This window comes from Nocardiopsis exhalans (assembly GCF_024134545.1).
GTDB classification, from domain to species: Bacteria; Actinomycetota; Actinomycetes; order Streptosporangiales; family Streptosporangiaceae; genus Nocardiopsis; species Nocardiopsis exhalans.
Window position 1 is genome coordinate 4,936,775 of sequence record NZ_CP099837.1, and the last position, 25,008, is coordinate 4,961,782.

General features: G+C 67.0%; 29 protein-coding genes and 1 tRNA gene. 10 read left to right on the plus strand and 20 right to left on the minus strand.

All coding sequences use genetic code 11. The features are described from left to right. Positions 1 to 117: 117 nt before the first annotated feature. From NE857_RS21800 to NE857_RS21850, 12 genes are all read right to left on the minus strand, one after another. Positions 118 to 567, minus strand: a complete 450-nt coding sequence (locus NE857_RS21800) for an NADAR family protein (protein ID WP_254417443.1) — start codon at positions 565 to 567, stop codon at positions 118 to 120. 27 nt (positions 568 to 594) lie between these two features. Continuing rightward, positions 595 to 742: transfer RNA gene (locus tag NE857_RS21805), tRNA-OTHER, on the minus strand. Positions 743 to 1,101: 359 nt separating this feature from the next. Next, entirely contained in the window at positions 1,102 to 1,479 is a 378-nt protein-coding gene (locus NE857_RS21810) for a hypothetical protein (RefSeq protein ID WP_254417444.1), read from the minus strand. A 629-nt stretch (positions 1,480 to 2,108) separates the two neighbouring features. Continuing rightward, a complete protein-coding gene (locus NE857_RS21815) occupies positions 2,109 to 2,993 on the minus strand; it encodes a tetratricopeptide repeat protein (protein WP_254417445.1) in 885 nt (294 codons plus the stop codon). A gap of 724 nt (positions 2,994 to 3,717) precedes the next feature. Continuing rightward, entirely contained in the window at positions 3,718 to 3,993 is a 276-nt protein-coding gene (locus tag NE857_RS21820) for a hypothetical protein (protein ID WP_254417446.1), read from the minus strand. Positions 3,994 to 4,327: 334 nt separating this feature from the next. After that, on the minus strand, positions 4,328 to 4,603 hold the full coding sequence (locus tag NE857_RS21825; protein WP_254417447.1) for a hypothetical protein: 276 nt from the start codon (positions 4,601 to 4,603) through the stop codon (positions 4,328 to 4,330). Between the two features lie 11 nt (positions 4,604 to 4,614). Then, positions 4,615 to 4,869: a hypothetical protein gene (locus NE857_RS21830; protein WP_254417448.1), complete on the minus strand. Its 255-nt coding sequence runs from the start codon at positions 4,867 to 4,869 to the stop codon at positions 4,615 to 4,617. Then, complete coding sequence (locus tag NE857_RS34335; protein ID WP_301184240.1) at positions 4,866 to 4,994, minus strand: hypothetical protein; 129 nt, start codon at positions 4,992 to 4,994, stop codon at positions 4,866 to 4,868. Before NE857_RS34335 ends, NE857_RS21830 begins: the two co-directional genes overlap by 4 nt. A 220-nt stretch (positions 4,995 to 5,214) precedes the next feature. Next, positions 5,215 to 5,631, minus strand: coding sequence for a hypothetical protein (locus NE857_RS21835; RefSeq protein ID WP_254417449.1), 417 nt, complete (start codon positions 5,629 to 5,631; stop codon positions 5,215 to 5,217). A gap of 454 nt (positions 5,632 to 6,085) precedes the next feature. Next, positions 6,086 to 7,090 carry a DUF4192 domain-containing protein gene (locus NE857_RS21840; protein WP_254417450.1) on the minus strand — a complete coding sequence of 335 codons (1,005 nt, stop codon included), beginning with the start codon at positions 7,088 to 7,090 and terminating at the stop codon, positions 6,086 to 6,088. A 263-nt stretch (positions 7,091 to 7,353) separates the two neighbouring features. Beyond that, positions 7,354 to 7,944, minus strand: coding sequence for a hypothetical protein (locus NE857_RS21845; protein WP_254417451.1), 591 nt, complete (start codon positions 7,942 to 7,944; stop codon positions 7,354 to 7,356). 177 nt (positions 7,945 to 8,121) lie between these two features. Beyond that, positions 8,122 to 8,436: a hypothetical protein gene (locus tag NE857_RS21850; protein ID WP_254417452.1), complete on the minus strand. Its 315-nt coding sequence runs from the start codon at positions 8,434 to 8,436 to the stop codon at positions 8,122 to 8,124. A gap of 506 nt (positions 8,437 to 8,942) precedes the next feature. Between NE857_RS21850 and NE857_RS21855 the strand changes: the two genes are divergently transcribed. From NE857_RS21855 to NE857_RS21870, 4 genes are all read left to right on the plus strand, one after another. Then, positions 8,943 to 9,815 carry a hypothetical protein gene (locus NE857_RS21855; protein ID WP_254417453.1) on the plus strand — a complete coding sequence of 291 codons (873 nt, stop codon included), beginning with the start codon at positions 8,943 to 8,945 and terminating at the stop codon, positions 9,813 to 9,815. An 89-nt stretch (positions 9,816 to 9,904) separates the two neighbouring features. After that, entirely contained in the window at positions 9,905 to 10,279 is a 375-nt protein-coding gene (locus NE857_RS21860; protein WP_254417454.1) for a hypothetical protein, read from the plus strand. Further along, the gene (locus NE857_RS21865; RefSeq protein ID WP_254417455.1) at positions 10,276 to 11,313 is read left to right on the plus strand and encodes a hypothetical protein; all 1,038 of its coding nucleotides are present in this window, start codon (positions 10,276 to 10,278) and stop codon (positions 11,311 to 11,313) included. The genes NE857_RS21860 and NE857_RS21865 overlap by 4 nt, the downstream gene beginning before the upstream one ends. A 203-nt stretch (positions 11,314 to 11,516) precedes the next feature. Next, the gene (locus tag NE857_RS21870) at positions 11,517 to 12,047 is read left to right on the plus strand and encodes a hypothetical protein (RefSeq protein WP_254417456.1); all 531 of its coding nucleotides are present in this window, start codon (positions 11,517 to 11,519) and stop codon (positions 12,045 to 12,047) included. Between the two features lie 81 nt (positions 12,048 to 12,128). On the opposite strand, the gene NE857_RS21875 is transcribed toward NE857_RS21870, so the two are convergent. Next, positions 12,129 to 12,542, minus strand: coding sequence for a hypothetical protein (locus NE857_RS21875; protein WP_254417457.1), 414 nt, complete (start codon positions 12,540 to 12,542; stop codon positions 12,129 to 12,131). Between the two features lie 714 nt (positions 12,543 to 13,256). Further along, on the minus strand, positions 13,257 to 13,388 hold the full coding sequence (locus tag NE857_RS34340; protein ID WP_301184241.1) for a hypothetical protein: 132 nt from the start codon (positions 13,386 to 13,388) through the stop codon (positions 13,257 to 13,259). A 385-nt stretch (positions 13,389 to 13,773) separates the two neighbouring features. Between NE857_RS34340 and NE857_RS21880 the strand changes: the two genes are divergently transcribed. Continuing rightward, positions 13,774 to 15,483 (plus strand): tetratricopeptide repeat protein, encoded by a 1,710-nt coding sequence (locus NE857_RS21880; RefSeq protein WP_254417458.1) that lies wholly within the window; start codon positions 13,774 to 13,776, stop codon positions 15,481 to 15,483. 307 nt (positions 15,484 to 15,790) lie between these two features. Here NE857_RS21880 and NE857_RS21885 read toward each other — a convergent pair whose 3' ends face one another. The 4 genes from NE857_RS21885 to NE857_RS21900 all read right to left on the minus strand — a co-directional run bounded on the left by NE857_RS21885 (position 15,791) and on the right by NE857_RS21900 (position 18,896). Continuing rightward, a complete protein-coding gene (locus NE857_RS21885) occupies positions 15,791 to 15,934 on the minus strand; it encodes a hypothetical protein (protein ID WP_254417459.1) in 144 nt (47 codons plus the stop codon). 144 nt (positions 15,935 to 16,078) lie between these two features. Beyond that, positions 16,079 to 16,348: a hypothetical protein gene (locus NE857_RS21890; protein WP_254417460.1), complete on the minus strand. Its 270-nt coding sequence runs from the start codon at positions 16,346 to 16,348 to the stop codon at positions 16,079 to 16,081. Positions 16,349 to 16,569: 221 nt separating this feature from the next. Continuing rightward, the gene (locus NE857_RS21895; RefSeq protein ID WP_254417461.1) at positions 16,570 to 17,526 is read right to left on the minus strand and encodes a site-specific integrase; all 957 of its coding nucleotides are present in this window, start codon (positions 17,524 to 17,526) and stop codon (positions 16,570 to 16,572) included. Beyond that, positions 17,526 to 18,896: a type I-G CRISPR-associated protein, Cas3-extension family gene (locus NE857_RS21900; protein ID WP_254417462.1), complete on the minus strand. Its 1,371-nt coding sequence runs from the start codon at positions 18,894 to 18,896 to the stop codon at positions 17,526 to 17,528. The genes NE857_RS21895 and NE857_RS21900 overlap by 1 nt, the downstream gene beginning before the upstream one ends. Positions 18,897 to 19,189: 293 nt before the next feature. Between NE857_RS21900 and NE857_RS21905 the strand changes: the two genes are divergently transcribed. The 3 genes from NE857_RS21905 (at position 19,190) to NE857_RS21915 (ending at position 21,123) form a co-directional block, all read left to right on the plus strand. Then, a complete protein-coding gene (locus tag NE857_RS21905) occupies positions 19,190 to 19,654 on the plus strand; it encodes a hypothetical protein (RefSeq protein ID WP_254417463.1) in 465 nt (154 codons plus the stop codon). 109 nt (positions 19,655 to 19,763) lie between these two features. Further along, entirely contained in the window at positions 19,764 to 20,186 is a 423-nt protein-coding gene (locus NE857_RS21910; protein ID WP_254417464.1) for a hypothetical protein, read from the plus strand. 424 nt (positions 20,187 to 20,610) lie between these two features. Continuing rightward, on the plus strand, positions 20,611 to 21,123 hold the full coding sequence (locus tag NE857_RS21915; protein ID WP_254417465.1) for a hypothetical protein: 513 nt from the start codon (positions 20,611 to 20,613) through the stop codon (positions 21,121 to 21,123). A gap of 48 nt (positions 21,124 to 21,171) precedes the next feature. On the opposite strand, the gene NE857_RS21920 is transcribed toward NE857_RS21915, so the two are convergent. Continuing rightward, positions 21,172 to 21,318, minus strand: coding sequence for a hypothetical protein (locus NE857_RS21920; protein ID WP_254417466.1), 147 nt, complete (start codon positions 21,316 to 21,318; stop codon positions 21,172 to 21,174). Positions 21,319 to 21,329: 11 nt separating this feature from the next. After that, on the minus strand, positions 21,330 to 21,815 hold the full coding sequence (locus NE857_RS21925) for a hypothetical protein (protein WP_254417467.1): 486 nt from the start codon (positions 21,813 to 21,815) through the stop codon (positions 21,330 to 21,332). A gap of 314 nt (positions 21,816 to 22,129) precedes the next feature. On the opposite strand from NE857_RS21925, the gene NE857_RS21930 reads away from it, so the two are divergent. Further along, positions 22,130 to 22,399, plus strand: a complete 270-nt coding sequence (locus tag NE857_RS21930; RefSeq protein ID WP_254417468.1) for a hypothetical protein — start codon at positions 22,130 to 22,132, stop codon at positions 22,397 to 22,399. A 408-nt stretch (positions 22,400 to 22,807) separates the two neighbouring features. Then, on the plus strand, positions 22,808 to 24,520 hold the full coding sequence (locus NE857_RS21935) for a hypothetical protein (RefSeq protein ID WP_254417469.1): 1,713 nt from the start codon (positions 22,808 to 22,810) through the stop codon (positions 24,518 to 24,520). The last annotated feature ends 488 nt before the right edge of the window (positions 24,521 to 25,008 follow it).

The following is a 25,008-nucleotide window of genomic DNA, read 5'->3' on the forward strand; positions in this document are numbered from 1 at the left end:
GCGGACCTCCAGCCAAGCCCTCGTGGAGAAAAAAGAAGCCTCCCCGCCAGTAACCTCGGTTGCTGGCGGGGAGGCTTCTCTGTCGTAGCGTAGAGACGCAGCGATGAGCTCGTCGTGTCAGCTCACCCGCTGGTGGGCGCGAATAGCCATGATCAATTCGCCGAGCATGTTCTGGCCGGGGGTTTGAGCGTGCCGGTCGCAGAAGCAGTCGCCCCAGAACTGGTCGTGCCAGCGGTTGGTCTCGACCAGCCGGAGTGACCCGGTGGCCTGGAGCTTGGCGCTGAGCTCAGGCACGGAGAACTTCGCCATGAGCACTCGCTGCATTGCCCAGACGCGTACTCCGGCATCCCATTCCGGCCGCAGAGTTACGCGCCGTCCGCGCTTCTTGCTCTCCGCTGGTGTCGGGGCAGCCAATACGTGGCGGCGTTCGTCGTCACTGAGGGTCTTCAGTGCGTTGAAGGCGTGCTCTCCAGAGGGCACGTCCGTGTTGAGCTGGGAGACGAAGAAGGACGTGGTGTCGAAGTTCGACAGGAATCCAAGCTGGCCGGTGAACATGGGGGCGGGCATGGTGGTCCTCCTGGTGGTTGTGTGCCGTGGCGCTCGCGGGGATCGAACCCGCGACCTCTCGTGCGTCGCCCTGCGCCGGGCCTGTCGCCTGGGTCTGCCCTCCCGGTGGTCGCGATGCGGAGTCGAACCGCGGGCAGTCAGAACGCCGAGTGCTCTGCCGCTGAGCTAGAGCGCCGAAGTGATGGTCGTGCATCGCAATGGTGGTGACCTCAGGTGGTCTTGAGCCGCTCTCATCTCAGTCGCGGCGCGTCCTCGTGCGGTAGTTCCAGCACGAGGTCCCACCTCGCCTGTCCAGGGAAGCGGTGAAGGTCTTCTTCGGGGAAACCCCGGCGAGGCTGTGCCGAGCCCTGCGGAACGTCGGCAGGATCGTTCCTCCGGGCTGCCCAGGTGTCAGTGAACAGGCCCCAGGTCCAGGTGCGGTCACACCGGGTGTAGAGGACCTCGCGTGTGTCGGACTTGGCTGCGGCGGTCGCGACGGTCCCCGTCCGTGCGGTGCCGCCCTGGCCCAGGTGAGGTCGGACATGGTGCTTTCCTTCAGATGAAGATCTGGGTACCGCGCACGATCTCGATGGTCGGGATGCTCAGGCGGTAGCCGCCAACGGGGTAGGCGGGGTGGTCGGAGGCGACGACGATGCAGTCCCACGAGCCGGAGTGGCGCTTACGCGGCCGCGGCTCGCGCTGACGACCAACGGCCGGTTTGATCTCGGCGCGAAACCGGAAGGGCACTACGACAACACGGTATTCACTCTCTCCGATAGCCCTCCAGGGCAGCTCGATGAGCAGGTCCTGGGGCCACTGGAGGATGGTCACGGGCAGCGTCGACAGCGCGTGGGTCTTCGAGCCGGCCGGGGCGGAGGCCAGACGCTCGCGCTCCTGTTCTGCGGTCTCGGTGAAAGGGGGATGGAATGCCATGGTGATCAGTGCTCCTTGTCAGCCTTTTGCTGGGGTCGGTTGATCTGGCGGGCCTTCGTCGAGCTGGCTTCGACCTCGCCGCCGGGCTTGGCGATGCGCGTGGTCATGCCGGCCTCCAAGCGGTGATGGTGTCTTTGCGAAGAAGCTCCCGAGCTCGGCTGCGCCGAGCCTGACGGCACCAGAAGTGCGGTGACAAGAGAAGACCCCGCTGCGAGGGGGTAGCGGGGTCATGATGGTTGTCGGTGACGCGGTCACCAGCGTGCAATCTCGATCATGGGTCGGCAGTCGGCGACCTGGGCGCGGTGGGTGTAGCGAAAGAGCGCGACCACGTCGAAGCCGGTGCCCCAGACGACGAGGCTCGCGACGAGCGTAAGCAGAGGCGGAAGCAGGGCTCCCGTCTTGCATGCGTAGTTGGTACCGGGTAGGGGTCAGACGACGTTGGCCGCGGTCCATGCCCTGCTGAATCATCGGGTCGTAAACATGGACGACGTCCACACGTACCGGCGGTGTTGTGGCGAAGCGAAGACCCCACGGGCGCGTCGGGGGCGGCGTCCCGAGGTGTGGAGCGCCCCGCCCCCGCTGGTGCGAACCCGTCGGGCCGAAGGTTCGGGGATCTAGCCGGACGGGGTTCAGGTTCCCGCGGGCGGGTCCGGCAACAGACGGGAGAGTTCGCGTGCGTCGGTGTCTGCACCGATCGCTGTGGCGATGCTGATCAGCTCCTCCAGCAGGATTCGCATCTGGCCGATGGAGCCCGCACCTCCCAGAGCCAGAGCGAGACTGCGGCCCGTCCGGATCTGCTGGTACTCGTCGCCATCAGCGACGAACCAGATGAAGACCGGTTCGAGAAGGCTGATGGCCTCATCGTAGGGGCCTTCATCGCAGTAGCTCTCGCCGATGCATCGCTGCATCAGCACCACTTCGCGCTCCCGGCCCTCAGCAGCGAAACGCTCACGGGCCTGGCTGACCAGCTCCCTCGCCTTCTGGGGCTCCCCTTTCTTCAGGGCGAGCGTGCCGAGCGCCTCTAAGCAGGACGCCTGTCCCTGAGAGTGTTCGGCCTCTGCCCATCGTGCGCGGGAGCTCAACAGGTAGTTCTCGGCTCTGACCGGGTCGTCCTGCCACAGGTGGCACTCGCCCAAGGAGGTCAGGATGTGGGCGAGCGGAGCGGCGCCGCACTCGCGAGCCGATTCCAGGGCAGCCTCGTGGCTGGTCTTCCAGGTGACCCAGTCTTTGCGGATGTTCAGCCATGCATGCAGGGCTTCGGCCATCTTCCAGGCGGCTTCGTGGCGCGCGGTCGCGTTGGCGATACGGATCGTCCCGCAGATTACGGGAGCGGTGCTGTCGAGCCACGCGAGCGCCGCCTCGTAAGAATGGAACTCGGAGTGTGCTGCGGTGGAGTAGTCGGCCAGGGTCCAGCGTCGGGGGTTGATTCTGCGGTCCGCGGCCTGCGCGAGCGGCAGGAAGACGTCGATGAGTTCGCCGGTCATGCGATCTGCTGCGTCCAGAGTGGGTTTCACGCGGAGGTTCCTTTCGTTGCCGGGGCTGGGCCGGCGCGACGGTGCGGAGCGCAATTACGGCAGGGCCTGAGTGCTCGCGCCCGCGGGCAGGTTCGACCTTGTACGGATAGATCTCGGACACCGGGGCCTGAGTGCTCGCCGCGCACGGGTGGGTTCGACCGCACCGCCACGCCGGGTCATCGGGGACGGTTTGGAGGAGAAACCCGCAGTGAGAGACCACTCGGGTACCGCGTGCTGGGGGCGGTTCGCAGTTCGGCGATGACGTTGCGTCCAGAAGGCGGTCAGCTCCGGCCTCGTCGAGACCGCGATGCTCCTCGCCCCAGGTCATGAGCGGGCACGGTCACGGATGGCTCCGGATTCGTCAGTGATGGGCTCACCGCTGCCGTGAGCGGCTTGCGCTCGGTCATCCCCGACCAGCGACGCGAGGCTTGGTCGCAGCCGGTCCGATTGTGGTCATGTGCGGCTGGATCGTGGTCTTGGCACTGCGCCCATCGCCGGGCTGCTACAGCCCGGCGATGGGCGGGACTTCTGTAGGTAGCAGCGCCTTCGCGATTATCTTTCCCAGGTCAGTTGCTTGTCGACCCAGGCTTTGACGGCCGCGATGAGCATGTCGTAGCGCTCGACCATCTCGACGACGGTAGCCATCTACGGCTCGATGGTCGAGGCCTCTCCGGCGATGACGGCTCGGTCGCCCTTGTCCAGGGCGAGCAGGGGCGCGGGTTCGTCAGCGATCGTCATGGCGGGACCCCTTCGTCTCGGTCGTCGTCCGGCCCTCGCTTCTGATGTCGGCGATCAGGGCCGAGACGAAGCGGGCGACGTGGGCGGGCCAGGTCAGGACGAGCCGGACGCGGCCAGCCCACCGGTGCCGCATGGCGACGCGGTTCTCGGTGGGCTCCTGGCGGCACAGGTTCCACCAGTAGAAGTAGCCAAGACCGGTCACGACGCCGATCGTCAGGGAGATGTAGAGCCAGGCGGTGAACAGGAACGTGATGACGGGCATGGGTCAGCCCCTTTCGATGATGGGTTCGGTGAGCCGTTGATCAACTGGTTGCACGGAGGTCTGGTGTCAGGGCTTGGGCACCTTGGTGCCGAGCGCCGCGCACAGGTCCTTGACCTCGTCGCAGGGTTAGTCGGGGAAATCGTGAGTGATGCCGACCTTTACGTCGTAGATCAGTACAGGCCGGTGATGAGATTGGCTGGCACCATCGATCCGAACACCGTGAGAAGGAGGGGCCAGTCAATGTTCACGACGAGGGCGACGAGGGCGCACGGCCGAGATTCGAACCGCTGGCCTCTTGCCCTTCCGACTGAGTTCACGGGGAGGGGCACCGCTTCTATCGCTGTTGTTCCTGTGCCTGGAGCCATTGGCGTATTTCCGCGCCGGTCGTGCTGTTGCCCGAGGGCAACAGCACGACCGCTTCCTCGAAGGTGCTCGCGGCGAACTTTCGCAGGAGCGCTGCGTCCTCTTCGAACTCAAGCTGGCGGCGTGCCTGTCTGCGCTGGAGGTCAACGCTGCGGATCCCATCGCCGAAGAACGTTTTCACCAGCAGATACAGCAGGAAGAAGCAGCAGGCGGACAGCAGGCTGAGCATCCCGACCATGGTGGACACGAACGCGGCCTTCACTCTTGTCCGGGCTGCGGCCAGGGGCCATAGGTGACGGCGCTTCCACCATCAGGATCGGGCACCGGCTCCAGGGACGACGTGGCCACCTCAGGGTCGCTCCACTCCGCTGCTGCAGCAGCGAAGTGTGCGCTCGCGATCAGAGCCGCCGCCGACGCTCTCTCGCAGGCTTCGAGTTCAGTCCCGATCTGATTCCATGCGTCCTCGGCCCGCCCGATCCACTTCTGTCCGAGCTGGTAGCTCTTGCTGCTCACCTACTCTCTCCCTCCAGCCAGGTGTTGCCGTCGTCGCCCCAGCGGATCAGTGTGAGCAGCATGTTCACGGTCAGGTTGACCCGGTCATAGTCACAGCAGCCACCTACATGGGTTGGGTCAGGCATGGTTCCTCGCTCTCGTGTGTATTCGAATCGTGGAGGGGGCAACATCCGGCCGGACTGCTTCATGTGAGCTGATCGGCGTAGTGCCGGGTGTAGACCTCTTGGTCGTGGTCAAGTAACACCTCCTCGTGCCGACGGCAGAAGGCCTGGCCGGGCTCAGTGTCAGCCGCGCACTCACCAAGGTCGGCCAGGTTCGTCCCGGACTTTCACCCCGTCCTCCTCTTCACCCGCGTCGAGCGCGGGCTCGTAGGGCACGGCCAGTGAGCTGCGCCGCGACCTTCGCGCGGGGGTTGTGGGGGTTTAGGGCCCGATCCTCGTACTTCGCCCACCTGATCGCTCGCTCGGCGCGAGTGGCGGCAACGGCCGCCAGACGCGTCTCGTACTGGGCGGGGGTAATCAATTCAGCGCGCAGACGGGCCCGAAGCCGTTCGGAGGACTCGCGGTACTGGCGGTCGAACGGCAGCTCGTCCTGCGGGCCGGGCGCGGACGCGGCCCGCACCTGCGCCAGTGCCGCGTCGAACCGGGTCGCCTCCTCCTGTGCGGCGGCCTGACGGGAACGCAGCTCCTGCACACGAATCTCCAGTTTCTGGCCGGAGAGCCTGCGGCGAAGCCGTTCGATCTGATTCTCGTAGACGTCCATCTCGGTTCCTCGTAGTTGATGCGGCGCAGGTGCGCCACGAGTGCGGCTCAGCTGCGTCAGAACCGGCCCAAGGTCAAGTACCACGCAGTGATGGGTCTGAGCAGCCACTTCGCTTTCGCCAACTGGGCACCGGTCTCGTCGACGACCTCGATGGTCTCCGGTCCGTGGGGGACGACGTAGACGTGCGTGGCCTCGAACCGGCCTGCGTCCGGGAAGTCCGCGAGCGGCCGGGGTAGTTCGGTGGACGTCTGTCTAACGCGCGGGAACTGGGTCAGCTGGACCAGCTGGCTGCTGACCTTCCCAGGGGCGTCAAAGGCGTGGGAGGTGGCCCTGGATGGGTAGTCCGATGGCGGCCGCCAGCCCGACCGCCGTCACGATCGTTGTGGCGGCGTGGCGACGCTGCGGGCGGAAGCCTGGTGGATCAGCTCCGGGTCGAGAAGGCGGAATTTTTCCGTCACTCCTGATTTCCGAGTTTCCGGTCACGGACGTGGGCCGTCCACTTGCGCGCGGGCAAACCCGCCTCCAAAGCCCGCAGGATGAGCACGGCCATGGGGTAGCCAGGGTCAGCGGCCAAAGCCTCCTCCAGCGCGGCCAAAGCCAACGGAAGGTCATGGTCGACCCAGGCGGCGACAGCGGTCAGCACGGCGGGGGCGGCCCGGTCTGCCGTGGCAGCCGCCCGGGTGACGCGGCACCACAGTTCCCGGTGCTCGCGAGCGTTCTCGGGCGTGATGTCCCTCCATGCGAAGTCGCGCACCCGAAGGTTGCGCAGGAGAACCGCCAGACGCACCAGCTCATCGAGCCCGTTCGGGCCGGTGCCGGTGCGTTCGGCGTCGATCGCAGCGCGCACCAGCGCCTTCCCGCCGTCGGTCAGGTGTTCGGTGTCGAGTTCGGCGGCAGTGGTGGCCACCGCCACCACCTCAGGCCGCATGGACGCGTCAGGTTCCAACTCCCGGCGGTTTCGGGCGATTAGCTCTGTCGTTGACAGAGGCTGGCCCCCGTGGGGTGCCAGTCCTCGTACGACCGCCTCGGCTGGGCCCGTGGATCGGGCGGCGTTGATCTCGGTGCCCTGCGGCGGGCAGCATCCCGAGCTCTGGCACAGGTAGGACCAGTACCGGCCCTGGTGCACCCTGAGCGCCTCCAGAACCGTCAAACGGTGTGTGGTGGCGGCGGTGGTGATCGCGTCGATGTGCGGAGTGACCACGCCGCCGGTGCCGTACCCGACGATCATCAGGCCGTCGCACCCCTCTGCCGAAGCCCAACGCACGACAGCCTGAGCAGAAGCCAAAGCGGCGTCGGTTCCCTCGGGGTCAAGGTCACGCCCCCCGATCGTGTGCACGCGGCCACCCTGGAGAGCGAGGAACACCAGCCCGGGTTCGGGCGGCTCACCTCCCAACAGGTAGGGCATGGTCGTCACGACGTCGGCAGATGAGGTGAGGCGCAAGGCGTTATCGCTGTTCACAGCTCTGTTCCTTTCGTGTGGGTGTTGGTGGGCAAGGGTCTGGTGATCAGCTCGGCGGTCGCGTTCCACCGGTGGTTGAGGGGCGGTGCCTCTGGCGGGACCAAAACCGGTGAGCCCGGGTCCCCGACGGACGCAGGGGTGATCAATGATTGATTCCAATAGCGAGGGAAAAGGCATCCCCGGTCACGGAGCGGCGGCTCCGTGACCGGGGATCTCAGGTGTGCTCAGCGTGTTCGCACCGGGCGGCGCTGGGTCCGATGGGTTCAGAACGGCTGTTCGTTGACCATGGCGTTGCCCTGGGCCTGCGCGACCCGAGCGGGCACGGTGATCGGCTGGCCGACCGCAGGGTGCGGCTGGACCTGAGCGGGCACCGCGACAGGGGTCTGCTGGACGGTCTGCGCAGGCTGGGCGCCCACGGGCTGTGGCTGCTGCGGAGCAGCGACCGGGGCCGGCTGCGCGGGGACCTGGTTCTGGGAGGCCTTGGCCTGGGCGCGAGCCTCGCGGATGGACTTCGACTCGACCAACCAGATGTCGTCGACAATGACCTTCGGACCGGCGTAAACCATCTGACCGGTCTTCTTGTCGAGGTACGAGCCGTCCTCGAGGTGGTAGGCGATGTTGACGATGTCGCCCTCGCGCATCGCGGCGAAGGGAGTCTTGGTCGCATCGGTGGTCTCGCGGATGTAGGTCTCGAAGGGGATCCTCTGCGAGCCCCAGTTGCCGTCGCGGGACTTGAAGTTGTTGTCTGCGTAGCCGCTGAACTTGACGTTCTTCGAGCCGTTGGTGTTACTGAAGGCGACGGGGTCGGCGGCGAGACGAACGGTGGCGTGGCCGAAGTTGTTGGGGTTGGTCATGTCGATCTCCTCCTCTGAGCTGCGGTGCGGGGCCCGGCACCCGGGCCCTGCACCGCGGTCGGTCGTGCTGTTGATCCCTCCCGATGCCCCTTGCGGATCGACTTCGTCGATCGAGAGGTCGCACTTTCAAGAGAGCTTCCGGATCAGCTGCGCTGATCGGCTCTCCCCGGCCCCTCCTCAGTCCAGGAGCACCCGGACCTCGTAGGCGGGGGAGTTGAAGGGGCCGACGATCCGTCGGCCGACGATCTCGACCAGCCCCTGCTTCTCCAGGGACTCGGTCAGGCCCGCGTGCTCCGACCAGTCCTTGACGAACACGCAGCCATCTGCCGGCCGCAGGTCGTAGGCGGTGAGACTGATCGACAGGCGTTCGGGGCCCTCGTCGGTCTCGAGCTCGAGTACGGAGTGCTCGGTGTGGTGAATGAGCCTTCCGGTCAGCTCGACGCCGAAGGGGAAGGTGACGGTGGTGTCCTCGCGGACTGCTGGGGTCGTCATGTGCGGCGGTCTCCGAACTTTCAGGAGGTGGTGGGCATGTGCGATCGAGAGGTCTGCGATCCACAGGGGCTGAGCGCACCCACAAGGAGAAACCAGTGGCGCGGACGCGGCAGCGGTGCGGACCGGAGGCAGTCGGTGTGCCTTTGATCGGGATGTCGACGGGGAGATAGTGGGCCCCGGGTGCTTGCAGTAGCGGTTTGATCCGAACGTGCAGTGACTCTTCCGGGTCGACTCTGTCGACCCCTCCCCCACGCCCCGTAACCAGGCCAGAAAGTCCACCCCAGTTCAGCAGGCGTAATGGGATCTCTCGTCATGGACTCCGAGGCGGCTGCGCCGCCCGCTCCCCCTCGCACTGTGGCCGCCGGTGCATTCGGGTCTGATCGACAACGAACATCTTCCATTGATCAATCACTCCCCTAATGAATGATGAATGTATAGCATGTACTCGAAGCCCAGTGGAAGCGATGTCATTGGCGATTGGGGTCGATGGAGGATGGACGACGAGGATGGGATCACGGATCTGGAGGACAGCCGCCGCGCCACTGGCGGCACTCGTGGTCGCAGGGCTGGGCCTGGCCGGCTGCGGCGGCGGAGCGAAGGAGACGGCGAGCCCGCCGCCGAAGACGACCGCGGCCCCGGTGACTGACGAAGAGCTGGGCCAGGCCCTGGGCGCGATGATCGGCCACGGCCAGTCGTCGAGCTCCAACGAGGGAGCCTGCTTCGCCGAAGCCGTCAAGGACCCAGGCGTGTCCGAGGCTGGCCAGGTCTTCATCGTCGAGATCGGCGGCGATGACCTCGCCGCTGTGGCGAAGGGTCTGCTGGCGAAGAAGCTGGGTGAGGACGCCGAGGCGCTGCTGTCGAAGGACATGCGCGCGAGCTTCGACGCCTGCGTCGACGACCAGTTCCCTGACGCGGGGAAGGAGGCGCCGGACTACGCGGCTCCCGAGCCGCCGAAGCCCACCCAGCAGGACGAGCCGGACCTCCAGCCCAAGTACGAGGTCGATGATCAGGTCGAGATCCGCTCGTCGACCGAGCTGGTTGACGGCGTGGTCTCGATGTTCTCCTCCTTCGCCCTGGACGACAAGCAGGAGACGATGTATTCCACCGCAGGAGAGTGCATGGCCAGGGCGGTCTTCACGTCGGGACTGAGCCAGGAGTCCTTGCGCTTCATCGCCGGCGGTGCGCCGATCGGCACCGGCTCGATCGCTGAGCACCTGGTCAACGATGAGGACAGGGAGATCTGGCGCTCTGACGCCTTCCAAACCGCGCTGGTCGACTGTTCCGAGGCCGATGGCGATGCGGAGCCGGCGAGCGCTCCCGGCGGAGCGGGCAGCGGCCAGCGCTCGAGCAGCACGGGCGGGCCCGGCTCAGGGAGTTGATCGGTCCCGCGGACTCGCCGTCCTTGTCGTTGAACGAGGAAAGGGGCCCGGCGAACTCAAGGCCAGTCGAATCGTCGAGGGAGGAACACGTGAGGATCACCCAGGACCGCGGGCGCGCCGCCGGGTCTGAGGCGGGGCAGGAGGGTGAGCGGGAACGCGTCGGAATCAGGCTGAGCTCGACCGACAGGGAGCGGGCGGCCTACTGGGCGGACAAGCGCGGCTACCCCTCGGTCAACGAGTACATGGCCACCGCCGTGATCGAAAAGATCAGTCGGGAGAACGGCGACTTCGACGTCCCCGACCTCCTCACGGCCAGGCTCAATCAGCTCATCGATGAGAACAAGGCGCTGTCGACGAACGTGGCCAACCTTGAGCGCGTGGTCACCAGCAGCCTGGACAGCCTCATCGGCCTGACCAGGGGCGAGAACTACCTGTCGGACCAGTACGAGGACGGCGAGCTGTGAGCGGGGGCGGAGAGCTCGACGATGCCCTGACGCCGACGGGGACGAGCGAGGCGATGGACGTCGACACCTCGTTCCTCGACGCCTACCGCTCCGGCGGGGTCGAGGGCTTGGCCCAGTATCGCCGCGAGACCCAGGCGGCCGACCCCCTGGAGACCTCACCGGCGGTGACCGACGAGCTCGACGACTTCGCGGGCCGCTTCGGCGCGTCCTCCGCTCAGCGCGGCGGAGCGTCGGCGAGCGCCCCCTCGTCCCCTGGCTCCGAGGCGGGCACCGCAACTGCTCCTGAACCCGAGGCGTTCCAGGCGGTCGAGCCTGAGCACGAGGCGACGGGCCCGGTCAGCGCTCACGACAAGCAGATCGACGAGGACGCCCGCCGGGTTCAGGCCCTCGAGCACACCGATCTCCAGGAGGCCGTCCAGTCTGCAGCGGTTCGCGGCGGCGACGGGTCGATTGGCGGGGGCGGGCTGCCGATCACGGCGTTCAGGGTCGCCGACGTGGTCAGCCAGCCGACGGTGCGCGCCCTGCCCGAGGCGGTGATGATGAGCCTGCGTCAGCAGCTGCGGGGCGCCGCGGTGCGCGAGGCGGGCGCGTCCGACGACGAGGCGCAGGTCTTCGCCAAGCGGTTGTCCCAGGCCAGCCTTGTCACCGCGTTCCTGCTTGCCCACCTCGACCTGGGCATCGGGGTCGACGCGGCCACGGCCCGGGCCGCCGAGCTCTTCCGCTCGCGGGACCCGCTGCTGGGCCGGGTGGCCAGCCGCCTCGACGCCCTCATCACCGCCGAGACTGCTCGTGGCGATCAACTGGCCCAGGTGCGCGAGGACCTGCGCGAGGTGCGGTCAACGGCTGACGTCCTCGAGCAGGTGCTCGCCTACTCCGTGGCTGACCGGACCGAGCACCTGGCCCGGGGCACCGCCGGCGTCGGCGACCTCGACCTGCGCCACGACAGCGTAATCCGGCTGCGTGACCGGGCCCGCGAGGCGACGAGGAAGCAGCACCGGGTCGAGGCTGACCGCAGCGGGCGGCGGCTGAAATGAGCGCCCGGTGCGCGGCAGGGAGCTGTTCGCCCCGCCCGCGCACCGTCTGGTCGAGAACGAGTTCGCCGCCGAGTTCGCCCTGCACGGCTACACCTGGCAGGAGGCCGCGTGCTAATCGAGGTCACGGGGAGCGGCGGGCCGGCAAGAGCACCCTCATCAACATGTTGCGTGGCCACCTGCACGAGTCAGACCGGGTTGCCTAGATGCGGACCTGGCCTTCCACGGTCAAACGCATCGCCGCTGACACCGCCCACAACTCCGGCGGGCCGGTGTGGTGGGAGTTCTTCTCACCGACCGCGATCGAGACCGCTGCTGCCTTCGAGCACCTGGGGGCGGTATACCAACACCTGCTCCCGCTCGACGAACACCGGCAGGTCATCCTCACCGGCACCTACCCCGTGCGCTGGCTGGCCACCGCCCTGCTGCCCGGCGTCGACCCGGGCCCGCGGGCGGCCCTGTACGTCTGTCTCCCGGTACTCGCGGTGAGCCTGTGGCTGGACACCGATCCAAACACCGCCTGGGAACGGCTGCTCTCCCGGCCCGAGCGCGACCACCTGACCACCACCAGCACACCGAACCATCTGAGCCGCTACCACCAGGCCATGGCCACCGCCCAGGACCTCGTCGGCTGCCCGGTGGCGCGGATCCTTGTGTGTGCCCCCACCACTACGTTGGGGTACACACAAGGACGCTGGTTGACGATGTACTCGCCTGAAGCCGTCACGCAGGTATGAACGGGGGCAGGGCTCGCATGGGGCGCCCTCCCCCGCGCTACCTCAGGAGTCCGCGTTGCCAACGGGACGCGGACCCCTGGTTCAGCGAGGTGCGAACAGGCGCTCTCGCTTGGCGTTCAGCGCTTCCAACACAGCAGGTGTGGAACCCAGCATGTGACGGTTGAGTTCGAGAAGCCGCAATTGTGCGCCGAGGTAGCTCACCACGATGTCATTGCCCTTCTCGTTCACCCTCGCGCCGGAAAGCCCGATCACCGGGTCGGTGAGCGCTGCGGAAACGAACTCTGGGTTGGGGAACCCGGACCATCGCAGCGTCCAGTAATCTCCGGCACCCCAAAGAGCCTTGCCCACTTCGACTTGGCTGGGGAAAGAGCAGGGGACATCGTCCGGTGGGTTGTGCCAGCCATTCGTGGCCCAGGACAAGTCGGGTGCTGTGAGAGACATCCGGGTGAACAGTGCCGCAAGCAAAGTGCGGGCCGCCTCGCTCATCGCAGGCACAGCCACGTGTTTCGTGCCGGGTGTGATGGAGGCTCTCAAACCTGGGAAGGATGAGAGTCATGCCAGCACCGATGAAGTACCCCGATGAGCTGCGCGAACGTGCCACCCGCATGGCCGTGGAAGCCCGACAGAACGTGGCTACCCGCCCCGGGCCGCCTCACTCCGCCGGGACCACTGACCGACACCGCACCGCCGTTACGAGCCCGAGCCATGAAGCTCGGGCCCGCAGGGGGATAGGACGAAGCTCGCCTGGGGCCCTCTCACCCGGTCACGACGACGTCCCCGATCAGTCTTCCCCTTCCGGCAGCTGAGCCGGGGGGTGTGATCGGGCAGCATCGGCCACCGCAGCAGAGCGGAGCTCGTGAAGAGCAGTGACTACCGGGATGCAGGAGCGGATCAGTTCAGCCACCGCATGCGGGAGGCGGGCGGCGGCACCGATGATGAGCACGGTGCCACCGATTACGGTCAAGACGGTCGTCACGGTCACAGATGTCCTCGCACATTCGCTCGTGGTCCAGGACGGTGCGCCTGGTCAGAACGATTTCCGCAGACGCGGTCGCCGTCCGGCGCCTCCTGAGTAGATCGAAAGGGCAGTTGGTACTGGTGACCGGGGCTACGGTGGATTTTCCGGTCCGGATCCGGACCGGAAGATCCCGGGCACAGGGTAGGGAGTCGCATGGGTGAAGGGCGGGGTGCCCGGGGGGCGCGGAGCCGCTATGCGGCCAGGTTGGGCGAGCTGTTGAAGGCCTCCAGGCTCACGCAGGACAGAGCGGCCCGTAGAGTCGAGCAGCGCGTCAGGAGTACATCGCTGGCCCAGCAGTCAGTGAAGATCTCGGCTCGACTCATCAGCTCGTGGAAGCAGGGGGACCACCTCCCTTCGGAAATGGCAGCGGAGCACCTGGTCAGGGTGCTGATCGAAGAGGCACGTCGACGGGGTGTCCGTCCCGAGAATGTGGCTGCGGGTCTGCTTGAGGAGGCAACGTGGCACAAGTGGTGGCAGGAGGCCGATGACGAACGGGGCTCGGGGCGGGACGGCTCTGTGCCGCCCTCCGGCCAGAGCGAGCCGGAGAGCAACAGTCCCGTGGGGTCACCGATCTCCGAGTGCGATCCCTATGAGCTCGAAGTCCACCCGGCCATCGCTCCAGCTCCACGCGCCGACATCGCGCGCGAAGCGGCGTTGAGGACCTCCCTCCCCCTGCCCGGGTATGTGCGACGTGCCCACGATGAACAGATGACCGACTTGGTTCAGGCGGCCGCGGAAGGGCGCAGCCAGATGGTGATGCTGGTGGGAGGTTCCTCAACCGGCAAGACCCGTACCTTTTGGGAAGCGGTCCAGCCACTGGCGTCTCTGGGGTGGCGGCTCTGGCACCCCAGAGACCCCGACTACGCCGAGGCCGCCCTGGCCGGTCTAGAGCGAGTCGGGCCACGCACCGTGGTGTGGCTCAACGACGCCCACCACTACTTCGGGGCCGGGCAAGGCCGAGGGGCCCGCATTGCCTCGGGCTTGCGCTCACTGCTGTGCGACTCCGCCCGTGGGCCGGTCCTGATCTTGGCCACCCTGTGGCCCGAGCACGACAGGACCTACGCCGACCGGCCCTCCGGTGAGGATGATCTGCATGCTCAGGTGCGGGAGCTGTTGAAGGGGCGGCGCGTCCACATCCCGGACCACTTCGACAGCGCGGCGCTCCGCGCCGCACAGGGCCTGGCTCGCAACGGTGACCTGCAGCTGGCCCGCGCACTTGGCGAAAGTTCCGGTGGACGCTTGACGCAGTTCCTGGCCGGGACGCCCGAACTCCTACGGCGGTATCACACCGCCTCCCCCGCGGCGAAGGCGTCCCTGCACGTCGCGATGGACACTCTGCGTTTTGACGCCGGACCCTCTCTGATCGCTCCGTTCCTGGAGCAGGCTGTCGAGGATTACCTCAGTGACGACGAGTTCGATGGCCTGGACCAGGACTGGCTCGACCGCACCTTCGCTGAGCTCGGCGTCCCTGTCCACGGCGACCTCGCTCCCCTGCGCCGGCGTCGTTCCCGCACCACCCGACCGGTAGCGGACGGTACCGCCGCCGCACCGAGGCAGCCCACCTACCGCCTGGCCGACTTCCTGGAGCAGACGGGCCGTAAAGAACGCCACTCGCAGTGCCCACCAGCCTCGTTCTGGCACGCTGCGCACACACACCTGACCGATGCGGGCGATCTGTCCACGCTCGCTGTGGCCGCCTACGCGCGACACCGCTTCCGTTGGGCCGACCGGCTGTGGGCGAAGGCCGCCGTTTCCGGGGACTCCACCGCTCAACTCCACCGCGCCCGTCTACGCAAACAGCGAGGAGACCTCGAGGAGGCCGAGCGGTTGCACCAGCTCGCAGCCGACGCCGGTAACCACGAGGCACTGATCTGGCTCGCACAGCGGCGTGAAGCGGCCAACGACGTGCCTGGGGCGGAACGTCTGTACCGCCTGGCCGCCGACACCGACGACTCCAACCTTCTCGCCAGGATCATCGAATTCTTGGAGCGCATCGGTGACGACGCCGAGGTCGAGCGCCTGAGGGCCTATGGCGGCAAAAAGCTGGAGCTCACGTTGGACCTGCGCAAGTTGGACCTCCAACAGATGCGACAACGGCTCTTGCGCCGCGAGGCTGAGGAAGGAGACCTCGAAGCGCAGGTTTGGCTCGTCGAAGAGCGTCTGGAGTCCGGTGACCTCACCGAGAACGACCTCAAGGATCTTCTTGCGAGGGACGGAGGGAGTCTGCTGGGGCGAACCTTCGCCTGGCGAAGAGGGCTGATCGGAGACCGTGGTGAAGCTGAAGCTGGCATGCTCCAAGCCGCTGACGCAGGCGATGAAGCATCGTATGCCTGGTTCGCGCAGTGGAATGGCGGCGAGCTGCAGTCGCTATGGCCTTACGGGCTTGACGCTGACGGAACACCTTCAGAGCCCTGGTAGCGGGAGGAACCAGTCCCCGAGTGAGTCGCCGACGACGGGGTAGCCTGTGCGTCTGCGTACTGCCCCACGCCGAGCCCGTCGCTGCTGCCCGCCGTCATTGGCAAACGCTCTTTCCAAGCCTGGTCCCTGATCGAGGACCGGCACACCAGCACCACCGGGGGCGCGCCCGGTGGACGAGGCCGAAACCGCCCCGGCCGGCCCCGTCGGCCTTTGCGTCCAATCGATCCTCACCCCGCGAGGGATGCCATGTGGGACCCACGGTCGTTGGAGGGGGTGACACTCGGCCGCCCCCTCCCCTGACGTGGAGCTATCCCCTTACGACCAGGCCAGCGGTGACACCGGACATCACAGCGAGCACCACGAAGGTCACACCCCACAGCGCCCCCATAACGGCGGCCACCACCTCGGGGCGGCGCTCGAAGGCGTTGTCAAGCTTGGCCAGCGCGTTCATCTCTTCCTTCCCATCGACAGGACCGCCCTGTCAACGTAGACAAGCCCCCGAGGGGGCCGTTGAAGAGGTCGCGGGCCACGACCCGGCCAGCGTAGCGAAGCGTCCAGTCGGCGCGCAGGGATTCCCGGACACTAGCCGGGCCTCCTAATCGATGATGGTCACGTGGTACCGGTACGGATGGTCCTCGTGAACCCAGTCCACGTCGCAACGCTCCCGCTCTCCTACGGACACCTCACCCGTCGGAAGCTTGTCCGCCTGCTGGAAACGGGCCACCGCGTCAGTGATGGTGTCGCCGTCCTGGTAGGCGATCTCGTCCACGAACGAATCCGCGCCGTCCGTGAACCCCCATCGGGGGACGGGGGTGTCCCGGTCGACCTCTTGGCCATTGGACGCGATGATCTCGAAGGTGCTCACGGATTCCTCCTGTTGGGATTGTGCGGCCGAGAAACGTAGACAGCGCGTGAACACCGTTGAAGGGTTGGCCGCGGGTTTGTGGTGGTGACGTTAACGGGCGGGTCCATTACCCGCCCGCAAGGGCTGGGCAAGCAGCTGCGGGCCTGGAGGCATAGGAGCTGGCCGCTGGGGGCCTGGGCTCTCAACCTGCTGGTGCGGGCGAAACCAGCCCCTCGCGCGCTCTACCGGGCACGGCGATCTCTCGGCCGTTCCCCCCACAGGTCCACGTGCTCACGCCCCACCGCTCGCTGGCCGAGTCGGATGAGCCGGTTCAGGAAGGCGCAGTCGGGCGCATGGCGGCTCTGCGCCGCCAGCCACCTCTGGCTGGCGCCCGAGGCCGCCGCGGTGGCGATGGCCCCCTGGCGCAGCCCCAGCGCGGTGCGACGCCCGCTCAGCCCGGCATCGACGGCGATGGCGTTCAACCGCGCTGCGATCTCGGAGGAGCTCATCGGCTGAGCCGTCAGTATGTCGGTGTGGCCGCGCCGTGGCGCGGTGCGCAACCACACCGGGCCGCGCAGGAGTTGGACCTCTTCGCGCAGCTCCAGGTAGGTGGTGAGCGCGCGCACCGGGCAGTGTTCGGGGTCGGCGCGGTAGGCCATCACCGCCAGCTGCCCGGTGACCTGCACCTCCAGCCCTTCAGAGTGGGGGCGAAGGTCGCCCACGTCCAAGGCCTGCAGGTGGGCCGGGGTGGCCATGAGTTCCCAGCAGGCCAGCACCAGGGCGCGGTCGCGCCTGCCCTGGACCGTGGCGGCTGGGCAGGCCTGGACCATGGACAGCATCTGGGCATGGGAGGCAACGCCGTGGGCGTCGATCTGCGGCACCGGTCGGCCTGTTCCTGCGTGCGCGGTGGCGAGCGGGTCGGCCGAGCGCACCGCCCGATCACGCAAGGGGCGCTGGGCGGGCCGGTACTTGAGCCGGGTGCGCTCCAGCTCGCCGAGCAGGCGGACCAGGCGCCGGTGGCGGCCGGGGACGGGCACCACCCATACCTGGTTGGTGTGGTCCCACCACCCCTCGTGGCGGCGACGCAGCCACTCGTGCTCGGGGCCAGCGTCCACCCACAGTCGGCTGGCGTCCGCGAGCAGACGCTGCACGGTCTGACTGTCGGAGCGGTTGCTCCAGGTGGTGCTGTGCTGAGTCATCACACGGCCTCCCGACTCTGGTGCGGCGCCGCGCCGCGGTCTACCCAGGGCAGGTGGGGCACCAGCGGTCCCAGGGACTTGGCGCGCACGTGCCGCAGGGCCGCGCCGGCGGTGAAGACCCCGCGCTGGGTGGCGCGGGCCCAGGTACCCCGGACCGGGCCTGGGTCCAGGTTCACCCCGACCGTGGGGCCGCGGCCGACGTCGTGGACCACGCGGACGCCATAGCCCGGGTCCTGTACCAGTGCCGTGATCTCCTCGCAGGTCAAGGGGGTGTCCCACAAGGGCCATACCATCGCCGCGTCCAGGAAGGAGCCCGTTGCCGACAGGCCGGGCAGGGAGTGCCAGAGCGTGGCCGGCCCTGCGGCGTCGGGGCGCTGGGCGACCTCGGTCAGGGCCAGGGCTTGGGTGGCCAACCAGGTGGGGCCGGGCACTCCACGGCTGTAGGCCTGGCCGTCGCCGGCCTCGACCGCGTCCACCGGCGCGCTGTAGTCCAGGTTCTCCCCCGTGCACCCGATCACCCGGCGCCACCCGGTCAGCGCCTCCGACAGGAACCTGTTGGGGTCTTCTGCCACCAGGTTGAGCGGGAACTCGAAGAAGGTGCGTGTGCTCTGCCGACCCCGGGGAGCCAGGAAAGGTGATAGGGCAACGCGGCCCGAGGAGTCGGGGGTGCTCAGGTTCACCAGTCGCTCCAGCCACCGCACCCCGGCCGGGCCGCTGTGGGCGCGCACCTGCGCGGTCAGAGCGTTGGCGTGCGCCATCGGCACCCGTAGCGGGTCGCCGCCGGTCTGACCCGCTTCGCGCGGTGGTGGGAAGCGGTTCACACCCCAGATGACCTGGTCTTGGGCGAACATCGTGTGGACGCAGTCGACCAGGGCGGCCACGATCTGCTCCATACTCGCCCCCGGCGCGGTGATCAGGGCCTGGCCGTCCTGGCGGGACCAGGACAGCCGCGGCTGAGCGCTTGCTGGGGGACGGCTCGCCTCCAGCAGGACCACGACACCGAGCGCGGTCAGGAACGGCAGGGGCTGGGTGCCGCACAGCGCGGGCAGCGCCACCGTGTTCGCCTCGAGCGGCGGTGCGGTGACAGGGTGGATCCGCACGTGGTATCGGACCCGGGGGTGGCGGGCGCTGACGTAGGCTCCGGGCTCGGTCAGGGGTACCTCGCCGGGCAGGGGCTCGGCGAACGCTTCGGCGAACCCGGACTCAAGGGCTCCTTGGTGCTGGAACGCCCTCACGGCGTCGAGGATGTCCTCATCAGCACGGTAGGGGGCCTGCGCGCGGATGGTGTGGTCGGCATCGACCAGCGCCCAGACCGCCTCACGCACCAACGGTACCGGGCCCAGCACCAGCACACTCGGGCGCTTGTCCACAGCCTCTTCCTGCCTTCCACATCGACGTCCAGACATGACCGACGACCCCGTTGCGCGGGGGGTGAGCGGCCAGGGGTGAATCAACGTGGACGGCGAACCCGACAGGATGCCGTAGAAGGTGGCGCTGATACGAGTGTAGGGCCCACCGCGCACCGTCGCTGTGAACACCGCAAAGCTCAGCGCGGGTTCGCCTCGTGCCGATCGGCGGTCGACCGGCACGAGGCCAACTGGGACCAGGGGTGAGTTTTGGTGTTCGCCACCACAGGCGTGGGACGCCAATCTAGGATCACCTCGTGATTCGACCTCCCCTGGCGGCCAGTGCGGCCGCGCTCATGCTGACTGCAGTACTGACCACCGGCTGTGGAGCACTCACCCTGTCTCCCGAGGAACACAGCGACCTGCTGACCACCGCAACCGGCGTCTCGACCTTTGAACTGGTGGTCACCCCCGACCTGTGGGACAAAACCACCTCCACCGCGCGAGATGAGCTGCAAGAGCTGGAGGGCAGCGACCCAGGCGGAGACCTGTCCGACCGGGGCTTGAAGCTGTACACCCTCTCGGGCGCCCAACTGGTCACCTACCTCGATCACCTGAGGAGAAAGGGCCACGGCGGATGGTTGGAGCGGTCGGGCACCCCCGAAGTGCATCAACGCGTCTACGACGAGATCACGCCTGTCGTCGAGCAGATCGACGGACCGCGCAGCGAAGAGGAGCCTGCTCCGCGGGTCGTGTTGGATGACACCATCACCCAGCCATAAGCCAGCAAGCCCCTGCAACGGTGTGTTGCAGGGGCTTGCTGGCGGCAGAGCATCGCGTCGGTCCGGTGTAGCGTAACGGCGTCCTAAGCCCCCCGGCTGGAAGGTCACGATGGCCGATCTCACTGACTCCGAATCCACCAACCGCCTGATCAAGCTCCTGATGATGCTCCCCGCGCCCTATGCCGAGGACACGTTCGCCCCGTTCTGGGACCGGGTGGCCCAAGACCTGCAGGTCCAAACGACATACGTCACCGAAAAGATCTCCGTGCACCTGAGGCTGCTACTGCGCGAGGAGGATTCCTTCCGGCACCGGGAGAGGCTCGCTTCCTACGCTCTGAGTTTCTTCGGCAAGGCCAGCGATCAGCTCATCATGAGCATCGCGTACGAGGTGAACACGGGCGCTCCCGACGACACGGCGGGGCGTTTGTGGGTGCAGGAGTTGCGCAACGCCGCGTTCGCGGTGATGGAGGAGTGCTTTCCCGAGGAGCGTGTCCACCAGGCCGTAGCCAGCTGGGCCCGCCTCGACCGTTGAGAAACACGCACCCCGCACCGCAACGATCTTGGGCTCTACCGGTCGTTGCGACACCCCATCTCTGAAAGAGGGGGCGATGGAGGGCTTCGAGATCCACAAGGAAGGCCGGATTCCACCACGCTCGTTCCGCTGACCTCGGACGACACCCTCAGAAGCCGCGTCACCTGCGATGACAGGTCTCGCGGCTTCTAGTTGTTCCTCTGTACTCCCCACCCTCCGGGCAAGCACAGAGCAAACAAGATGAGCACCAAAGCGGATGGGGCAAGCAGATCGGTATCCGCCAGCGAGCCTAGAAAAGCAAGGATTTGCCCGAACATAGGATCTCTCCCAATCCTATTCAGCTACCTCCACGCGGCAGTAAAGTCATCCCTTGCTATCAGGGAAGAGCGAGCATCAACATCGACCCCCTGCTACCATCGTGCGCATGGGAGATTTCATTTTGGCCGCAATTTCGCCGGCCGCTGCACTCTTTGGAGTTTGGATCGGAAGCATAATGTCCAGAAAGCAGGCAATCGATAATATGCTGATACAAAGAAAGATAGAGCAAGACCAAAACGCCAGAAAGGCAATCGCAAACACTAAATTCGTACTAAGCGAAGCGAACCCGAGAAGGTTCCACATGAGCTACAACAGAGAGGTGAGTCCATCACTGCTTACTGAGTGGGAGGCTTCGTGGAAGAGCACCCAAAGAGAGCTTATCTATGCGGATTTCTCTACGCCGCCAGGAAAAACTGGTAAGGACAGCCCGATCAGCCAACTGGAAAACAAAATGACATGGTTATTCCATCATCTCCGATGTCTTTCCAGTGACATGCAAAATCATGAAAATGCGTCAGATGCCGCCAAAGAAGCAAACAAGAATTACGATGAAGCCCTAGAATTGATAAACGCCTCACTCAAAGCGATTGATAACGTGAGCAACTCGATAAAAAAATGAAGTGCACAAAAGCTCGGCCCTTGCCGTGGTCGGGGAAGAGCGGGTGCGTCAGGGAATGTTACGGCGACGCAACAGCGTCTGGAGCAGCTTCGTGCGATGCGCGGACTGGGAGGGCCAGCAGGCGCGCAGCACCACCAAGACGAGTGCGCCGAGCTGGGCCAAAAGGAGCAGTAGGGCCCCGGAGACACGCACCACGGGGAAGAAGCTCAGGAGCCGATTCGTTTCCTAGCCCCGGCTTGCAGATGAGATCGGGTGGCACCATCCGCCTGGTTCTCCTCTCGGCACACCCGCGCGAACTCCTTCACTGCATCTGACGCGCGAGCCCAGGCCTGTTCTCTCTGGCGAGTGCGCTTCTCAGGTACAAGAGCCAACGCACGCACATGCTCTACAAGTTCTTCTGCGACCCGCGCAGCGGCCTCCGACCCCACTATTGAAATCCGTGCTCGGGCGACGCCGAACTCGACGACATCCGGAGTGTCGGCGCCTGGCAGCGACACGCGTTGGGCCAAGCCCAGAAACTCGGCGTAGGCTGCACGACGCTCGGTCGCGAGTTGCGCCTGGCGCTCCCGTTCGGCTCGGGCCTTCTCCAACTTGAGGGCTCCGCGCTGGGCCACCCACACACCAGCCAGGGCGGCCGCCGGAGCGAGCGCCACGGGAAGCGCAGTCTGGGCGAAGTCGATCCACGGCGTCATGGGCACATCCGATCCTGGGGGCAAGGAACTTCTGTTCAGGGAGAATCCCACAGCAGACCGACAGGCTGGCCGGGTTGGTGGACAACCGCTCTCCCCTCTCGAGCGCGGGTAGACCAGCAGCATGGACCCACACCAAGAACCCCGCTAGCCGGCGAAGAACGCGTCTATTCGCTGACCTCCTGGACCGGGCTGGCCCTCAGAGGGCGCGCGAGCTCGTCGGCTTGTTCGACATCGGCGACATCTGACCCGCCCCTTCCCTGGACAGCTCTCCCACATGGCGTTGATACTGGTCGCCCCGCAGTGAGGAGACCACGATGGTTGACCCCCGAATTGTGTCCATCCACGATGACGGCCACTACGCCAACATCCACTACAAGTTCGACAACCCCGGCGGTAGCCCGGTTGAGAGCCAGAGCGTGATCGACCTCAGATACCACGCGGACGCTCTCGCCGGTGCCACTCCTGAGGGTCGGATGGAGTTCCTGCGGCACTACGCCAGTGAGGAAGTCGACGAGGTCGAGGCGTCCGCTCGTCGATCCCAGGCCACGGCCACCGCTCTCTTCGCCGAACGCGAGGCACTCTAGACGCCCAGAAGCCCGCTCCACTTCCCCGGGGGCGGGCTTAGTCATGCACGCACCCGCGCCAAAGGTTACTTTTCGATCATGGAATTCAACCCGATCATCGCTCACCGCGGTCGCCACACAAAGAGCGGCTACGCCTCCACCACCTGACTCGCTGGCGACGCGGCTGGGCTGGTCTCCCTCACGAGGTAGCGGCCTGGCCACCTTCCAGGCCAACGGTCTGGACGCGCTGTGTACCGGCCTGTGTACCGGCGCCTACCCGGTGAAAAAGGTCCACGCGCCAGGATGAACTCTGCGCGACGGTCTTGGCCGTCAACACGCCCTTCACCCACTACCGGGAGTTCTCCTGCCCGGTGGATGCGACATGAGCCATGCTGGAGTACCCACCGCCCCCACCGCCAGGAGACCTCGTTGCCGCCCGCTCCGCCCACCCTGTCCCGCCTGCGATCTCTGTGGCAGTGCGGTACCGCCGGACAGACAATCGAGCTGGCCGCCCCGATCCTGCTGGACTGGGTCAACCGCAACCGCACCGGGACCGCTCAGGTGCGCGACCTCTCCCGCCCCGACCGCTACCGGCTCACCGCCCGCTCCCACGCCCTGGTCGCACCCATGACCACCTCCGAAGACGTCCAGGCCCTGGCCCTGACCACCCGCACCAACCGCGGCGACGGCCAATGGACCACCATCCTGGCCCTGGTACAGACCCCCGACCAGGCATGGGCCCACCTGACGGTGGAGCACTCTCCACCCAGCCCCGCTGTCCAGCTACGCCTGCCGCAGGCCGCGCTGGACCTCATGGGCACCCTGGAAGCAACCGACGGGCACACCCCACTGGCGATCTGGCCAGCACACCACCACAACCACACCCAACGCCGCGCCCTGGCCGACGCACTCACCGACCCCTCACGCCTACTGCCCCTGGTTTTGGCCAGCACCCCCGAACCGGAACCAGTCGGGGGTTGGCGGCTCCCCGAAGGACTGGCCCGAGCGCTGGCGGGACTGGCCGCCATCCACGTGGTGGACGCACCCACCCGCGCTGAGATCCACCCCCTACTCCCAGCCGGGGCCACACTCAGACCCGGGCGGCTCCTAGTCCTGGCACCGGGCCCCCAGCGGGCTGAGGAGTTCGAAGCCAGTGCACCCGACGTAGGCGAGCGGGTGCTGGCCGCTGTGGCCCTCCACGCCGCCCAGGCGCGCCCACCCGCCCCAGTAGCGGCAGCGCTAGCTGCTCTGGACCAGCGCAGCGCCGATCTGGAGGCCACCCCTACGGCTCCGCTGCGGGTCTACTCCACAACCTCACCATCTACCGTGTCCGCAGCGGGTGCGCCAAGAGGCGCAGGGGAGCACGACCTGGAGGGCGAGCGTGAGCGCGTCCGCCTGAGCACACAGGTGGAGCGGCTGCGCGGGGAGCTCTCCCGCGTGGTCGAACAGGCCACGCAAGTAAACGAGCGCGCCCAAGAGCTGGACCTGGAACTGGTGGCCCTGACCCGAGAGCGTGACTACTTCGCTCAGCACGCCCAGGCCGCCGAGGCGGAGGCGGAATGGCTGCGTCTCCAAGCCGCCGCCCAAGGGCTGCACCAGCTGGCTGCCGCGCCGGCGCCGACGGTTCCGGCCACCAAGAGGCCTCCTCGCCGAGTCGAGGAACTCTTGGAGCACATCACCGACGGGGCAGGGGCCCTGCCGCACCTGGTGTTCTCGCTCGAGGAAGCGCCTGTGCACGACCTGGCCCTGGACCGGGCCAAGGAACCGCTGTGGGTGGGGCGTGCCTGGGAGGCGCTGCAGGCCCTGGAGGACTGGTGCCGCTACCGCGAGGATCACCCCGACCAGACCTGTGGATTGCGCGACTACCTCACCCGAGCCCCGGACGGATACCGGGTCATCCCCACCCACCGGCTCAGCCCCACCGAGTCCGAATACGTGCGCAACGGCCCTTTGGCCGCACAACGCCAGTTCCCGGCCCCTATCCGGATGGCCCCCTCCGGTCGGGCGCTGATGCTCGCCCACATCCGCCTGGACACCAACTACGGGATCTGCCCACGCCTGTACTTCCTGCCTGATCCCACCACACAGGCCGTCGCCGTCGGTTACCTCGGCCGTCACCTGACCAACGCACGTACCTCCTGAACTGCACCTCACGCGGTGACAGGGGCTACTGCGGCGCTCGCGGCGACCTGGATGACATCGGCCGTGCCCACCCGTGACTCGAGCCCTTCTCCATCTGCACACCATCGACCCTCACCCATACCTCCAAGCCGCTCGGGTGCCGCACAAGAACCCCGCAGGACCGGCCCTCCACACGTGTCCTCCTCAGGGCCGCTTCTGCTTGCCCGAGCAACTGATCGCTGATCGAGGCCTCAAAACTGCGTGTGCTCCAGGCCGAGGACCACGGGGCCCGGGAGACGTTCAGGCCCGCAAGAAATCGTGCGATGGCCCCGCAGAACCCAGAAAAACGCTAGGGTCGATACCACAGCGGTTCCGCAGAGGCCCGCTCGGTCGTGAACAGGCACTCGGACCCCGGCGTCCGGCCTGAAGACCCAAAGGTGTGGTGCGCCTGCTCTGCGTCCAGACGAGTAGTGATGCGAGCCCGTGCGGGCCCTGTGACTTCGCTTCTG